Here is a 15993-nt window from a genome sequence, read left to right on the forward strand (position 1 = left end):
AATATTTATGCGAAAATAAAGATTCCCCTTTATAAATCATAGTTCAAACTCCAATTTATTGTACTGGTTCATGGTTCGCTCAAGCCCAATGGTGGCGAAGCTTTCAACGACTTCCACACATTTTTCTATCTTCCTATGGACAATGGGTAATTCAGTGTCCGACCATCTTCCCAGCACGAAATCCACCTGTCTGCCCTTGGGGAAATTGTTTCCGATGCCAAACCTCAGCCTTGGATAGGCGTCGGTTCCGAGTGTTTCCTGGATACTACGGAGGCCGTTGTGCCCGGCATCGCTGCCGCCGGGCCTCAGCCTTATTTTGCTAAGCGGAAGAGCCAGTTCGTCTACGAGGACCAGGAGCTGCTCACGCGGTATCTTCTCCCTGTCCAACCAGTATTTCACGGCACGGCCGCTTTCATTCATATAGGTGGTCGGCTTAATACATATCAGGATATGACCATGCCATTTCAATTCCACTTTTCCGGCTAAGCGCTCGGTGCTAAACTTCCCATCCAGGCTTGCCGCCAGGGCATCTACCATGTCGAATCCAATGTTATGACGGGTGCCGGCATACTCGGCTCCTATATTACCGAGACCGGCGATCAGGAACTTTCCCATATTATCTTGGTCGCCCCCGGGATGGGCCACCGGTAGCTGGTCCGGTCCTTCAGGGGGCATTAAAAATAACAAAAAACCCGGTTAAAGTTTAACCGGGTTCCTACTAATAAAATAATTTATTTTTTACCTCCCGCTGGCTTTGCTGCTGCTGCCGGGGCAGCTGCTGCGGGCTTGGCTCCTGCTGCTGCCGGCGCGGTTGTGGCTGCTTCTTCCTGTTTCAACTGACGGGTCAGTACGATGGACGCAATGGGGATCCGGGGAGAGTTCAGGATCTCATAGTTGTCGGCCTTTACGTCTTCAACCCGAACGTTGCCATTCAATTCCAATTCGGTCAGATCGACTTCGATATTTTCCTTCAGATATTTCGGCAGCGTCTTTATCTTCAGCGCCTTCATCTTGGTGATAAGCTTACCGCCATCCTTTACGCCTTTTGCAGCGCCGGTGAATTTGATGGGAATGGTTGCAATAACCTTTTTGTCTTCCACCAACTCGAGAAAATCGGCATGGATCAGGAAGTCGGTCACCTTGTCAAACTGCAGATCCTTCAGGATGCATTTGTAGGATTTGCCGTCAACCTTGATCTCGGCCAATTGGAAATCAGGTGTGTAAACCAGTGTTTTGAACGACGTCAAAGGAGCTGAAAAATTCACCTCTTTTGCACCCCCGTAAATTACACCGGGCACTTTTTCCTCAGAGCGAAGTTGGCGGGTGGCTTGTTTGCCAATTTCGGTCCTGAGTTGTCCTTCGATTGTAATTGTCTTCATTTTTATGAGTGTTTATTAATTAACGCTTCAACTAACGCTTCTCCTTCAGCTGGGAGTGGATGAACAAGCCTGTGATACTCCTGTTCTCGTGCGCATTGCGGATGGCTACTGCAAACAATTCCGCGACGCTGAGCACTTTTATTTTCGGGCTGGACCGCTTCAACGGTATCGTATCGCAGACTACCAGTTCTTCCAGTACGCTGTTCTCGATGTTCTCATATGCCTTGCCGCTGAGTACCGGATGTGTGCACAGGGCTCTTACACTTCGCGCCCCCTTCTCCTTCAGCAGTCCTGCGGCTTTCGCGAGCGTGCCGCCCGTATCGCAGATGTCGTCGATCAGAACGATATCCTTGTCCGTTACATCCCCGATCACCACCATACTCGCTATTTCGTTTGCCCTTTTCCGATGCTTGTCACAAATGACCATTTCCGCACTGAAGTAGCTGGCGATCTCCCTGATGCGATTGGCGCTACCCACGTCAGGGGCCGCAAAGGTAAGATTTTCCACCGGAAGTTGCTGAATATAGGGAATAAATATGGCCGAGCTGTCGAGGTGGTCGACCGGGATATCGAAATACCCCTGGATCTGGGGTGCATGCAGGTCCATGGTGATGACCCGGTCGGCGCCGGCAGATACTAACATATTGGCAATCAATTTACTACCGATCGCCACCCGGGGCTTGTCCTTCCTGTCCTGCCGGGCATAGCCATAATAAGGAATGACGGCGACCACTTTATAAGCGGAAGCCCGGCGGGCGGCGTCGATCATCAACAGCAGTTCGAGAAGGTTCTCTGCCGGAGCGAAGGTACTTTGCACCAGGAAGACCATATCGCCGCGGATGCTTTCGTTAAAAATGGGTTGGATCTCACCGTCGCTGAAATGCTGGATAGTGATCTTTCCCGAAGGGTGGCCGAATTGCTGGGCAATTTTCTCGGCGAGGTACTGGGATCCCGTGCCGGAAAAGATCTTGGCTATATGCTGCATAGATGTGATAAAATATGGGCGAAGATACTGTATGGCAACAATACTGGAAACCCTAAAATAAGGAGTTTCTCTTAGGATCGGACCAACAATAAAAGGCCACGGACAAGCCGGTGGCCCGCCGAAAGCACGAAGGGGCCACTCCGTCTTTGAACGACGGAGCGGCCTCAATTTTTTTGAAGGCTTCGATTCCCGTTAGTGGCTAACCGATGCCAGCTCCTGATGAGCGCTGGTATTGACCACGATTGCCTTCTCGGCTTTTGCCTGAGATTTGGCATTAAAGGCGTAAAAAATAGAGGAACAAACGAAAATGGAGAAAAAGAGGGCGACAACGTACATGCCAACACAAAAAAAGAAGGGCTGCCAGCCGCCGATTGCGTTAAAAGTAGTTCGATTCATTGGATTTTAGATTAGTTTTCAAAAGGTTACAGTTGTGATAAACTGTATGTACCGGATCACAAAACGGAAGAACGAAACAGATATTTCATCCCGCCGTAAGAATCACAAAATAATCTTAATTTTCGATATTTGCAAGCGAAAATGCGGATTTTATGGAGGGGAAGAAAAGGGCGATAAAGGAGTGGGCGCCGGATGACAGGCCCAGGGAAAAGCTGATGATAAAAGGAGCGGCGGCGCTAAGTGATTCCGAGCTATTATCCATTTTTATACGCGGGGGCTCGGCGGGAAAAAGTGCGGTAGATATCGGCCGGGTGGTGTTGAATGCCTGCCAGGACAGCCTGCTTGAATTGGGACGACGCTCAGTGAACGACCTGATGAAGGTGAAGGGCATCGGCATGGCAAAGGCCTGCACACTCGTGGCCGCCCTGGAACTGGGGCGAAGGTGGTACAGCAAGAAAGCCACGCATTACCCGATAATAAAGGACAGCCGGGAGGTCGCGGGTTATCTCCGGCCACATCTGGAACATTATACTTATGAAGTGTTTGGGGCGCTCTTTCTGTCCCAGTCGGGTCGGATCATCCAGGATTTTGAGCCGATCAGTACGGGTGGCATCACCAGCACCACGGTGGACCCGAGGCGGCTCTTTCGCCGGGCCCTGGAGACCGGGGCGGTAAGTATCATCGTTGCCCACAATCATCCTTCCGGCAACGTGCGGCCCAGCAAGGCGGACGAGGCGCTGACCCAAAAGATCCTGAATGGCTCTAAGTATATGGATATCAAACTATTAGACCATATCATCATCGGTCACGAAGGATATTTCAGTTTCGCCGATGAAGGGCGGTTGGCCTGAACGGAACGGAGCCGGGAGAATCGGCATGCCCTACAGGGTCCGAGCAAAGCCGGGAGAACCTGCATGCCCTAGGCCTGAGCGGTCGGGCCGCCAAAATTCATGGGTAGTTGAACTTCTTCCAGGTCCTGGATCTTCCCGTTCCCCGCCTCGAAACGGGTAATATTTTCCGTCAGCGCCTTCATAAAACGCTTGGCGTGCTGTGGGGTCAGGATCAACCGGGACTTTACTTTGCTTTTGGGCGTGCCGGGCATGACATTGACGAAGTCGATCACGAATTCGGCATGTGAATGAGTGATGATCACCAGGTTGGCATATTGCCCCTCGGCCATTTCTTCACTGATCTCGATGTTGAGTTGATTATTTCCCGTTGGTTGGTCTGTCATGCAGAATATTTTCGTAAAAATACAAAAGGACGCTTTATGGGCGTCCTTTTGTGTAAAGTTAGTTCGAATATGATCTAGTTCTTGTCGAACCAGAGTTTGGTGCCGACATTGTCGCCGCCGATGGCATTGGCCGCGGTCTGCCAGCTGCCGGTATTGGCATTTTCTTCCTTGGTCGGATAGAGCACGCGCTGAGGGAATACGGATAGCGCATTCTTTGGTGCGGGCAGTGACGGGTAGTTGAGATGGCGGATAGCGGTCCAGCCTTCGAAGCCCCGGTTGTAAAGAGCAAGGTAGGACTGCAGACCGATCTTTTGCTGCCAGGTCCCGCCGGCCGTCGCATAATTCACAGTCGGCTGGGCAAGGAAGGTGGTGGCATCCGTTGCCGAACCGCCCCAGTACGTGATGGAAGCCGTGATCGCGGCGTCGTAGTGCGTTTCCACTGTGCCGCCAACGTTGAAACCCCGGGCAGCGCCTTCGGCGAGGGCCAGTTCCACTTCGGCGTAGTCGAGGATCAAACCCGGAAAGTCGGGCTTGACGATCGCCGATCCGGCATGCGAGAACGAAGAATAGGTATTGCTTTTACCCGGGACGCCGCCGGAGTAACTGTCGTTCCCATCTTCAGTAAAGAAATCAGCGATCCGGGGGTCGTTCAGCGAATCCATGATGTTGATGATCGTGGTCGTTGCCACGAAATCCTGCCGCCCGCTCTGCACGAGAGAGACCCAGATGGGGTTAGTATTCGGCGGAGCCTGCAGGAAAGGTAAGCTGGCGTTGTCATCATTGGACGTGAAGACATTGGGCGCGGCGGCTTCTACGACAGTCTTTGCCCTGGCAGGATCATCGTCGGCGATGAGCACACCCATTTTCAACTCCAACGAGTACGCAAACTTTTTCCAGGCCGCGGGGTCGCCGTTGTAGATGACGTCGGCGCCACCCCAGGAGGCGGAATTGGGATCCAGCGCGGCGATATCGGCGTCCAGTCTGCTCAGGATATCATAATAGGCCGTCTTTGCGTCGTCATATTTGGGGAATGTGACGTTAGGGTCCAGCGCCTGTGTATAAGGCACGTTGCCATAGGTGGTGAGCAGCACATAGAATGCATAGCATTGCTGGATGTCGATGATGGCGGAGTCGTTTTTGAGGACGCCGGGATCCACTGCGGTGACATCGGTGCGGGCGAAGATGCGCGCCTGCTGCAGATTGTTCAGGACATCGCGGTACCAGGCGTTCCACCAATTGTCAGGGATGCTGCGTTCGGCGAAGTTATAATTGCTTTCGTCCGTGTACGTCGTTTCCGTCCAATATTGACTGATCAGCCGGAAGATGTTGACGTTCACATCGGCGCTTGCCAGGTTGTTCGCCAGGTTGACCTGTGCCTTTGTCATCAGCGTCGACGACGGAACAACAGTCGGATTTTTTGGATCGATATTCAGATCCGTCATATGCTTCTGGCAGGAGGCCAGCGCAAGTATGGATAGGGATAAATAAATTATTCTTTTCATTTCGAATGAATTTAGAAGCGAAGTTTAAGATTGAAGGCAAAGGTCCGGGCGGTCGGGTAGGAACCAACCTGGTAGCCCAACGCGGCGTTACCGCTGCTGATGATATCTTCCGGATCGGCGTAAGGCAGGTTCTTGTGGATGATCCACAGGTTGCGGCCTACCACGGAGATATCGATACCCTTAAAGACATTGTTGCCCAATTTCGCCACTGTTTTTTCCGGGATCGAATAGTTCAACGCCGCTTCGCGCAGTTTCACAAATCCGGCGTCATATACAAAGGCCTTGGCAGGATTACGGTAGTACCCATAAGCGCCGAAGAGTCCGCTGATATCGACGCGTTGCGTATTCGCTTTGCCGTCCGGCGTGACACCCTTGTAGATGATACCACCGCCGTCTGCAACCGTATTGCGAACGGGATTACCCAGATCGTTCTTGCCTGCCGTCTCGGGATAGAGTCCCGTGGCCAGACCATAGTACATATCGAGCGAGAAGATATCGCCGCCTTTGCGGGTATCGATGAGCACGCTGAGGGAGAAGTTCTTGTAGCGGAAAGTATTGGTAACGCTACCGACCCAGTCGGGATTGGGGTTGCCGATGACGCTGTTCGAAGTGGGAGTCAGCTGATAGTACCCCGGGGTGCCGTTGTTGGGATCGTTCTCAACCGTACGTTGTCCGTTGGTATAGATAAAGTCATTCCCCCGGATGGTTCCATAGGGCTGGCCTTTTGTCGCGTTGAGCGTTACGTTACCCTGGAAAGCGGCAATCTGGATATTCGACGCCGTATCATAGAGGGCGATGACCTTGTTCCGGTTGCGGGTCCAGTTGACCGTGATGTCCCAGGAGAAGTCCCGGGTCTTTATGGGAGTACCCGTCAGCGACACTTCGAAGCCTTTGTTCTCTACTTCACCCGCGTTAAGGAAACGGGCGTCGTAACCCGTGGCATCGGAGATCTGAGTCGGCAGGATCTGGTGCAGGGTGCGTGCATTGTAATAAGTGACGTCAAATCCCAAGCGGTTCTTGAAGAATTGGGCTTCGGCGCCGAACTCATAGCTCTTATTCCTTTCGGGGACAAGCAGGGGATTGTTCTTGGTGCCGTTGGCCGAGGCAACAGGCTGGGAGCCAAAGGACGTCCCCAGGGTATAGGTATCGAAGATGGAATAGGTGGGTGCGCTATGTCCCACTTCCGCGTAGTTGGCCCGCAGCTTTCCATAAGACAGCCAATCCAGGTTATCCTTCAGCAGTTCGGAGAAGACAAAGCTGCCGGATATCGAAGGATAGTAATAGGAGTTGTTCCCGGCAGGCAGCGTTGAAGACTGGTCCCGGCGAACTGTTGCGTCGAGGGTCAGCATTCTGCGCCAGGTAAGCGTTGCACCTGCAAACACCCCACCCACTTCTACATTGGACTGATTTTCCGTGGGAGGGTTGGGGGTATTGATCGAGTTGGCAAGCGTATACAGCCGGGGAACGAAGAGTCCGCCGTTGGTTGTCGCGTAAATCGAGTTGTTGAGGTCCTGCCGAAGGTTGGTACCCAACAGCGCCTTCAGGTTTAGGTCGGGCGTCAGGTCCTTATTGTAACTCGCCAGGAAGTCGTAGTTGTACTCGCGGTACGTATGGTTGAACCGGGAGTAGTAGGGTACGCCGATGCTGCCGATGGCATAGCGTTCTTCCTGGAGTTCGTCATAGCTGTCAAGCGAGACGCGGGCCAGGAAATTCAATCCTTCCGTCGGCTTATAGTTGAGATAGACATTCCCGAAATAACGGAAGCGGTTATCCGTTTCATAGCTTTCGTAACGATTGTAATACGGATTGTTCCAGTAGATGGGGACCAGACCATTCACCTCGTCTGAAGGGTCGGCCCAGTTCCAGGTGGTGTTCTTGTGGGTGCGGAAATAAGCATTCTTGAGGTCGTTGACATCCACATTGGTTTCCCACCATTCGCGGAAGTTGGTGGCGACGTTGTTGGGGTCATAACCGGTGCCATACCGGCCCAGTCCATCGATCTTCGAGAAGTTGATGCTGGCGCCGGCCGTCAGTTTGGGATCGAGGTTCCAGGTGGCGGAGGTGTTAACGATATCTTTCAGGATCTGGCTGTTGGGCAGGATCCCTTTATCGCTGTTACGCGTATAGCCTACTTTGAAGGTGGCTTTGTCATTCCCGCCATCGATCAACACGCTGGTGTTGTAGGAGAAGGGCTTTGTAAAGAAGGTGGTCGGATCGTGCGCCGCGGCCACCCAGGGAGTCGCCTTATGATAGGTGGAGGAGGTGCGGTCAAAGGCTTCCCATTGGTAGACCATCAGATTCGGGTCGAATTTGGCGCCCCAGGATGCGTCTTCGGTGGTGGGGGTGACCAGATCGGGAACGCCGTCACCGTTGACGTCGAAGTAAAAGAAGTTGCCATCAGGCGAACCGTAGCCATTCTCCGATCCGTAGTTAGCGCCGTATTGGTGCTGATATTTTGCAAAGGTGCTCTTGTCGATGGCGCCGGTGGTGACACCGCCGTTGATAGTGACGCCAAGTCCCTTGCGGCCTTTCTTGGTGGTAATCAGGATGACCCCGTTGAAACCGCGTTCGCCATAGAGGGCGCTTGCGGCCGCCCCCTTCAGAATGCTGATGGAGGCGATGTCGTCGGGATTGATATCCGCTGCGGCATTACCATAATCGTAGCCGCCGCCGCCGGAGATTTGCTTGGTCGCGTTGCCGGGCGTGTTGTTGGACTGATTGGTGTTGGAGTTGTCAAAGGGCACGCCGTCGATCACGAAGAGCGCCTGGTTATCACCCAGGATGGATTTGTAACCGCGGAGGACCACGTTGGTGGAACCACCGAGCGTGTTGGACTGGTTGATCGTCACGCCGGAGACCTTGCCCTCCATATTCGTGATGAAGTTGGCGCTGCGTTCTTTGCTGACATCCTCCCCGCCGATCTGTTGTACGGCATAGGGCAGTTCGCTCTTGTTTCTACGGATACCCAGAGCCGTTACCACAACCTCGGTCATGCTGGCATCCTTCATGCTAACGGTGATGTTGAAAACGGCAGCGTTGGGCGCAACGACTTCGGTTTGCGCAACTCCGGCGCCGGAGACGACCAGTGTTTGAGAGGGCGAGACTTTAATGATGTAGTTGCCGTCGGCGTCCGCGCTGACGCCCGTTCTTGTACCTTTTATCCGGACGGTGGCAAAAGGTACAGGCTGGCCTTTTGCATCGGTGATCTTCCCGGATAAGGTCTTTGTTTGCGCAATGGCCAGCGATGAGAATAGCATGCCCATTGCAAACAAGGTCAAAAGTTTCCTCATGTTTACAGGTTTTGTGTGACTTAATGTTAACTCTAGTTTCTCTGTGAAAAACTTAACTTATCAAATAGTTAAATTTTACCAATATTAGGTAATTAGTTTGACAAGAAAATTATGGTGGATGCTGCAAGAGTTGAAAAAAACCTGTAGGGCCAAAGAAAAACTGCGCAGGAACACGATGTTATGCAATTATCGTGCACCGGCGCAGTTTTGTTAATGCGTCGTTAAGCGAAACGCGTTCTAACTCTTGTTGATGTAGGAGATAAGATCGGCCAGGAAATTCTCGTTGATGTCGCTGGCTTTGTGTTGGGAAAAATATTCCTCAACTTTTGCTTTCTGCGAAGAGAGTGCAGTGCGAATGGATTTTTTCTTCAACTCGACGGTTTGAACTTCTTTGCCGCCGGGCATGACGATATAATATTCCTTCGTATCGACATATTCATCGTAATTATTTCCCGATTCCACCATTCCATCGGTGTGATAATCCGCTTTTTTGAACTGGGTCTTGGTCAGTTTGTAGGCGTTGATGTGAGCCGTGCTGCCGTCACCGCCGACCAATTCGAAAAAGACATCGGGCTTGATGGCGTCGACTTTGATGAAATAATGCTCGCCGTCCGGTTCAGTAAAAATAAAACCCTTGAAGGCGGTTTTTTCTATTTCGACGACGGTTTGTTTATCCGGAGTGAAATAGAGGATATGACTTATCTTATCATAGTTGAAGCCTGCTTTGTCATTGCGCAGGATGGAATCATTATTCGCAATGACATATCCTTTTGCCCAGTCATGAAGCAGAAGCCGGCTTCCCTTGGTATCATCTTTCTGGTGGAATGAAGCGATACTGCCGACGGCGTGGGTACGGCCATCGGTGTTACCGGCTACAATGGCTGTCAGATCCATAAGTGAGTTCTCCACGCTGACGGAAGTGGCGTTGGATTGGGCGATGGAAGAGAGGGATAAGGAGCCTGCCAGGGGAAGCAGGAGCAGGAGTTTTCTCATACGTTTTTTGTTTTCAAGATACGAATTTTCCGTAACGGCTTACTGCACTTTAATACAATCTTAATGAAAAGAAGAAGGCCGGCAAAGCCGGCCTTCTTCATGGTATTCAGGATGATCTTTTATTGATGAACGAAGGTCTCATCGACGATACGGTCGGACCCCGAGCCTCCCGCACCGTTATTATACGTGGAGACGATATGCATCGTCTTGGTAGTGTGATCGTAAGTCTGTGTGATCACTTTGAAGTTGGAGATGGATGCAAGGAATGAATCATTCACGGTCACCGAAATGGCATCGGGGTCTGACGGATCATAAGTGATAACGTAATAATCGCCGGGGCCGAGATTGGCGTAGTCCATTCCGAGGGTAGTCGGATCGAGCGGCGATCCAAATTTCGGGCTCAGGGGACCGAGATTGGTGGCTGTCCCGCCGCTGGGGATAGGTCCGCCGCCATAACCGATGACCCCGGTATAATTCCAGCGCGTTCCCGTGGAGTTATAGTATCCTGCCAGCGGGTTACCGATCGCATGCAAATAGATGGTTGCCAGGTTACCGCTGATCGTCGCCCCGGTTGCCGAAGTGATGGTGATGGGCAACTCATAACTTTCCGTGGGGTCGACCTTATTCGGATCGATGATGACATAAAAAGTGTCCAGCCGGCTGCCCGCCTTGATGGTTCCCGTCGTTGTCGGGATCTTGTAGGTAGAGTCAGGCAGCAGAGTGTATACCACCGCATTGGGGGAGAAAAGGTTCTTCCCGTCGACCGCGATCGTGACAGGGATGTCCTTTTTGGGCGGATAATCCGATGCGATGTTGACGGTAAACCATATCGTATCGGGGTCGGTCCCGGCAATGCTCATGACGGCTCCGGAGAAATTGGCAGCGCCGCTGGAAGGCGCATTCGGCGTGCTATTGACATTCGACGTGGTGATCTCCGCAATATACGTTCCCTGGGTGCCGGAGAAATCCGTGTTCGGCTTGTCCTTCAGACAGGCCGTGAGGCTGCAAACGGCGAAAAAAGCAATTATTATCGATATCCTTTTCATGATGTAAATGTTAATGTGTTTAAGGCATCCAGAAGATCTTTCCATTGATTACGTCCACACTTCCCTGGGCGTTGACATTGGCCGTATTGGCCGTGTATTCGCTTTGAGGATAGAACAGGCGGATCGGGATGTGCGGTGCGGTAGTCCCCGGATAGATCGATACCGGCAGGTTGGCAGGGATGCCCAATCGCTTCCAGTTGTTCCAGGAAGTGACGGGATCGTACATATTGAGGGCTGCCCATTCCTGGGTGAGCGTCAATGTCAGTTTGTTGGAAGCCGAAGTCCAGTTTACGGAAGCATCCGACTGGGCGAGATAGGTATCGGCAGCGGTTTTTGATGCTGCGTCGGTCGCGCCTGTTTTCAAAAGGCGGAAAGATTCTTCGACGGCGCTTTTATACAGAGCATCGGCCGAGGTGCCGGTGATATAACCCCGCTGTACGGCCTCGCACTGCATGAACAGGCTCTCGAAGGCCGGGAGAATGTAAGCATTTTGTGAGGCAGATTGAAGGACACCTTTCCCGATAGCGGAGATAACGGTATTGTGTTCGGCGCCATTTTGGCTGCCGAAGACACGACCCTGGACCGTACCGTCTGCCGTGGTATCGTAGAACCGGTTAAGCCTTGGATCCGCATGGGCCTTGTAAAAAGCCACAGCAAAAGCATTGGCGCGATAGAACTGATGATTGCCGGTCTGGGCGCCGCTCGGGGAGAAACCTACCGCTCCATAGAGGGGGTTTTGCTGCGCAGTATTGGAGTTCGAGTACCCGGGGTTTACAGCGGCATCTTCACCAGCCTCGAGGAAGTCGCTCGTGGTCAGCCCGCTGAGTTCGCTCTTGACGGTTGCCTCATCCTTCGAAGTAAGGTTGAGGAGGATGCGCAATTTTACCGTATTCCCAAACTTTGTCCACTGATCCATATCGCCGCCAAACATGACGTCATAACTTTCAGGAATGGAGACGGCATCAGCAGGGGCGCCTTTAATTGCCGCAATGCCGGAATCTACCTGCTTGATGATGCCGGCATAGACTGTCGCGGCATCGGTGTACTTGGGGTAGTTGACGACACCGCCATTCAACGCATCGGTGTAGGGAATGTTATTATACATATCCACCAACCGTTGATAATGAAAGGCCTCCATGATCTGCGCAGCTCCGAAGAAGTAAGCCTGCTTGGGATCCTTCCGGGAGTTGTTGATGATATACTGGTAGTTAACGAGGATGGTGGAATACACATAATCCCAGTTGCTGGTATAGCTACCGTTGTTGATGTTATAGGTAGCGGTGGTGCCATATCCGCCGTAGTCGCCGCTGAAAGCCCAATAGCCCATATAGAGGTTGGCGAATTCCGTAAAGCCGCTGGCATTAAACGAGGAATAGGCCGAAGCGGTAAGCGCCGAGGAAAGCAGGAATTGCGGGTCAACCTTGGAAGGCGTGTTCGGATTCACGTCATTGATATCGAACGTACCCTTCTTACAACCTGCAACAGAGATCAGCAGCAGCGCGGTCGAAATAGTCAGATAATTTTTTATTCGTTGAAACATAATTTTTCGTTTTGACTTCATTAACAATGATTAGAATTGGAGGCTGAGGGTGGCGCTATAGATGCGGGTGGGCGGAGCCTGTCCCTCACCGGTGCGGCCAACGTCATTACCTGTACCTTCATTGAATTCGGGGTCAGTCCATTTGTTGGTCGAAGGGCGGATCATCAGCAGGTTCCTTCCGGCAAGCGTGAGGGTCGCCCGGTTGATGACCTTAGTTGCGGCGAAAATGGTGCGGGGGATATCATAGCTGATCGTTGCTTCCCGCAATTTCCATGCAGCGGCGCTTACTACGTAGTTGGCGCCGACGGAGTTGTAGAGATTGGGCCAGAAATTGAAATTCGCATCGGACACCGTCACGTTGGTATTCGGAACCGATTTGTTATTGACGATAATAACGGAGTTCGGGAAAACGAAACGCTGTCTGCCGGTGGCGGCGGTGGTTACGCCGTTGCCGGAAAAGTCCATCGAACTGCCGATCGCGTTGAAGATCCTATAGCCACTGCGGTAATCGGCGGTAGCGGAGAAGCTGAACCTCTTCCAGCTGAGGGTGGTGCTGATACCGAGGATATCGGTGGGGTTGGCATTGCCGAGGATGGAAAGTGCGGATGCCTTGGTCGGCAGGCCGGATACGGCATCGACAATGACATGTCCGTCGGCATCGCGGTTCCAGTCATACGACTCGATGACGGGATATGGCTGACCAACGACGGCAAAGGAGTTGGCATTGCCCCCGTTGTTCTGGCCGGCATTGAGATAAGGGTTAACCGTCTGACTGAGACCGAGGCTCTTCTGACCGCCGTTGATGGCGAGAACCCGGCTCCTGGTGTGCGTATAGTTCATGTTGACGCGCCAGTTCCAGTCCTTTGTATGGACGGCAGTAACCGAGAGTTCGGTTTCGATGCCCTGGTTCTTGGTGCTGGCGGCATTGACCAGGGCCTTTGTATAACCGCTGGAGTTGGGGATCTGCGCATACACGATACCATCGCGGAGGGTCTGCTGATAAGCGCCCACGGTCAAAGACACCAGGTTTTGGTAACCGAGTTCAAGACCGACCTCATTTTCAACGACTTTCTCGGGCTTGATATTGGGGTTGGCAATGGTATTGCTGAGTGAATAACCGCCTACGCCATTGTAGGGGAAGCCGATGCCGCTGGAACTAAGCAGGATGGGGTCCGTGGCATAAGCGCCGTCGGCCATATAGGGCGAGCCCTGAGCAATGGCCGATACGTTACCTGTCAGGGAGTGGGCGTAGCGTAATTTGATGAAATTGATGGTGCTGCTGTTTGCGATGGCCGGGATCATGTCGCTGACAACAAGAGATCCATCTATATCATAATAAGGAATGTATCTGTTTTCCTTGGAGAGTCTTGAGTCCAGATCGGTGCGGTAGGACCCGTGCACATAGGCAAAACCTTTATACCCGACGGTAGCCTCCCCGAAATAACCGATCTTTCTTGCTTCCGAACGACCGCTGCTCACGCCGGGGATACCGGTGAGGCTGCTTACATTATAAACCGGGAAGAAGAGGTTGCCGGCGTTTATCTGGGAACCCTTGATCTGGTTGTCCAGATAGGTGGTACCAACGGTAGCTACCAGGTTGAAATCCCGTGTCAGGTTCTTGCTGAAGGTGGCAAGGAAGTCGGAGGTGACGAGGAAGTTGTTAAAGGAGGTAGTCTGGTAGGTAGGCAGCGGATTGCCTTGCGCATTGAACTTAGGCGATTCCTGTACGGAATCGACTCCTGTACCGGCGGCATTGGAATAGAGCACCAGACCGCTGCCATTGGTGGCGAAGTCGGAGTAGGTGTAGCCCGCGTTGGAGACATCATTCGCCCGGTTCAGATTATTGAGCGATAAGCGATAGGACAGGGTCAGCCAGGAGGTGGGTTTTGCCTGCACGTGGATATTCCCCTCGAGGTTATTGTCCTGCGTTACGCTGCGGTCATTGGCTGCCGCCCAGTAAGGGTTGTTGTAGTAGTCGTTGTAATACCCATCCGGCGTTGCGAATTTATCTGTTTTCCAGTTCTTGTAGCTGGTCATCGGAACGCTGGCGGAGGTATTCAGCAGGTTATCATAAATCGTAGATGGAACCGAATTAAGGTCCGTTTTCTTGTAGGTATAGGCGAGGGTAAAGTCTGCGGTCAGAATGCCGGACGTCCGGGAACCGCCGACACGGAAGGCATCTCTCCTACCCTTGTCACCGGGGACAACGCCATTGGTATGGATATCCTGGGCGCTGACGAAGAAACGGCTGTTGTCATCACCCGCGCTGTAAGAGAAGTTGTTCTGCGTGGTGATAGGGCTTTCGAAGAAGGCTGATTTCTGGTTCTTGACAGGCATATAAGGAACCATCTGGTGCGTACCGTCGAAGACGGGCCGGCCGAGCGGAACCAGTACACCGGGACGAAACTCAGGACCATAGGCCTGGTTCTCATACGGAACCATTCCGGAAAGATCGTTGAAGTCATTGATCCAATGTTCCCCGCCGTTGGCGCCGAAGCGATCCTGGAAGGCGGGCATATAGGACACATGTTCTTTCTGCAAAGTGGTGGAAGCGGTGATGATGGGCTTTCCCCGGTTACCCTTTTTCGTGGTAACGATGATAACGCCGTTGGAGGCGTCGGAACCATAGACCGCGGAAGCGCTGGAACCCTTCAGGACAGTGATATCCACGATATCATCGGCGTTGAGCGTGCTGATATCATTGTAGAAAATGGCTCCGTCGACTACGTAAAGGGGTTGGTTATTACCGGTGAGTGAGCGGTTACCGCGAAGCGTAACGCGGGTGGGCGCGAATACGCCGTTATTGACGGTGTTGATCTGCAGACCGGAGACCTTCCCTGTCAGCCCGTTGACGGCGCTGATGGGCTTGGCCTGGGCTAGATCCTTGCCGGAGATCTTGGCGGTGGAATATCCCAGTTCCTTGGCCTGTCGTTGAACACCAAGGGCGCCCGTGATCACGACTTCGGCCATGTTCGATTCTTTCCTCGACACCTGGACCGTGATGGCGCCGGCGCCAACCGTTATCGTCTTTGATTCGAAACCGGCGCCGCTGACCACCAGCAGATCGCCTTCTTTTACTTTGATTGAAAAATTCCCCTCGGCATCGGCACTGGTAGCAGCCTTGCTACCCTTTACCTGAACGGTCGCAAAAGGGACTGGCTGGCCTTGTTGATCGGTGACCTTGCCGGTTGTAGTTTTGGTTTGCGCATGCACCGATATAAATAGAAATATCAGCGATGTCAGCAGCATTAGACATTTTCTCATGTGACTCTGATTTTTATTTAAATACGAACGTTTGGTGAATTATTCGGTCGGCAATTAGCCTGGATCTCCCCAGGTTACGGATGTGACAAACAATAATATGTCACTCGAATTCTTACAAATTCACGTGCAAAAAAAGATCAATGTTTAAGCGGGAATAAAAAGTGGAACCGATCTTCGATGAATGTGGGTGAGCGCAAAAAGTGCTGAAAGCACCGCAGGCAGTGTGAAGGAAATTCTCATGTGTGTTAGTTTTGTCTGACTTCTAAATTAGGGGAACTTCATTTATTAGCCAAAAAAATGTTAATTAACGCATCTGCTAAAAACTCATATGAGCGCACATTTTTGACATCGAACTCCCATAAAA

General features: G+C 52.3%; 12 protein-coding genes. 1 reads left to right on the forward strand and 11 read right to left on the reverse strand.

Annotated features, from left to right (window positions below):
• Window positions 1–36 precede the first annotated feature (36 nt).
• From pth to VGM48_RS00520, 4 genes are all read right to left on the reverse strand, one after another.
• Complete coding sequence (gene pth / locus VGM48_RS00505; protein WP_331575497.1) at window positions 37–615, reverse strand: aminoacyl-tRNA hydrolase; 579 nt, start codon at window positions 613–615, stop codon at window positions 37–39.
• A gap of 116 nt (window positions 616–731) precedes the next feature.
• Complete coding sequence (locus VGM48_RS00510) at window positions 732–1379, reverse strand: 50S ribosomal protein L25 (RefSeq protein WP_331575499.1); 648 nt, start codon at window positions 1377–1379, stop codon at window positions 732–734.
• A 31-nt stretch (window positions 1380–1410) separates the two neighbouring features.
• A complete protein-coding gene (locus tag VGM48_RS00515) occupies window positions 1411–2364 on the reverse strand; it encodes a ribose-phosphate pyrophosphokinase (protein ID WP_331575501.1) in 954 nt (317 codons plus the stop codon).
• Window positions 2365–2556: 192 nt separating this feature from the next.
• A complete protein-coding gene (locus tag VGM48_RS00520) occupies window positions 2557–2760 on the reverse strand; it encodes a hypothetical protein (RefSeq protein ID WP_331575503.1) in 204 nt (67 codons plus the stop codon).
• Between the two features lie 152 nt (window positions 2761–2912).
• Between VGM48_RS00520 and radC the strand changes: the two genes are divergently transcribed.
• Window positions 2913–3611, forward strand: a complete 699-nt coding sequence (gene radC / locus VGM48_RS00525; RefSeq protein ID WP_331575505.1) for a RadC family protein — start codon at window positions 2913–2915, stop codon at window positions 3609–3611.
• A gap of 68 nt (window positions 3612–3679) precedes the next feature.
• On the opposite strand, the gene VGM48_RS00530 is transcribed toward radC, so the two are convergent.
• The 7 genes from VGM48_RS00530 to VGM48_RS00560 all read right to left on the reverse strand — a co-directional run bounded on the left by VGM48_RS00530 (window position 3680) and on the right by VGM48_RS00560 (window position 15629).
• Window positions 3680–3994: a DUF3467 domain-containing protein gene (locus tag VGM48_RS00530; protein WP_331575507.1), complete on the reverse strand. Its 315-nt coding sequence runs from the start codon at window positions 3992–3994 to the stop codon at window positions 3680–3682.
• 74 nt (window positions 3995–4068) lie between these two features.
• A complete protein-coding gene (locus tag VGM48_RS00535; protein WP_331575509.1) occupies window positions 4069–5496 on the reverse strand; it encodes a SusD/RagB family nutrient-binding outer membrane lipoprotein in 1428 nt (475 codons plus the stop codon).
• A gap of 11 nt (window positions 5497–5507) precedes the next feature.
• Complete coding sequence (locus VGM48_RS00540) at window positions 5508–8786, reverse strand: SusC/RagA family TonB-linked outer membrane protein (protein ID WP_331575511.1); 3279 nt, start codon at window positions 8784–8786, stop codon at window positions 5508–5510.
• 237 nt (window positions 8787–9023) lie between these two features.
• On the reverse strand, window positions 9024–9779 hold the full coding sequence (locus VGM48_RS00545; protein WP_331575513.1) for a hypothetical protein: 756 nt from the start codon (window positions 9777–9779) through the stop codon (window positions 9024–9026).
• A gap of 119 nt (window positions 9780–9898) precedes the next feature.
• Window positions 9899–10825: a DUF1735 domain-containing protein gene (locus VGM48_RS00550; protein ID WP_331575515.1), complete on the reverse strand. Its 927-nt coding sequence runs from the start codon at window positions 10823–10825 to the stop codon at window positions 9899–9901.
• Window positions 10826–10844: 19 nt separating this feature from the next.
• Window positions 10845–12365, reverse strand: coding sequence for a SusD/RagB family nutrient-binding outer membrane lipoprotein (locus tag VGM48_RS00555; RefSeq protein ID WP_331575517.1), 1521 nt, complete (start codon window positions 12363–12365; stop codon window positions 10845–10847).
• A 30-nt stretch (window positions 12366–12395) separates the two neighbouring features.
• Complete coding sequence (locus VGM48_RS00560) at window positions 12396–15629, reverse strand: SusC/RagA family TonB-linked outer membrane protein (protein ID WP_331575519.1); 3234 nt, start codon at window positions 15627–15629, stop codon at window positions 12396–12398.
• Between the last annotated feature and the right edge of the window lie 364 nt (window positions 15630–15993).

Source organism: Puia sp. (assembly GCF_036500295.1).
Classification (GTDB): Bacteria; Bacteroidota; Bacteroidia; order Chitinophagales; family Chitinophagaceae; genus Puia.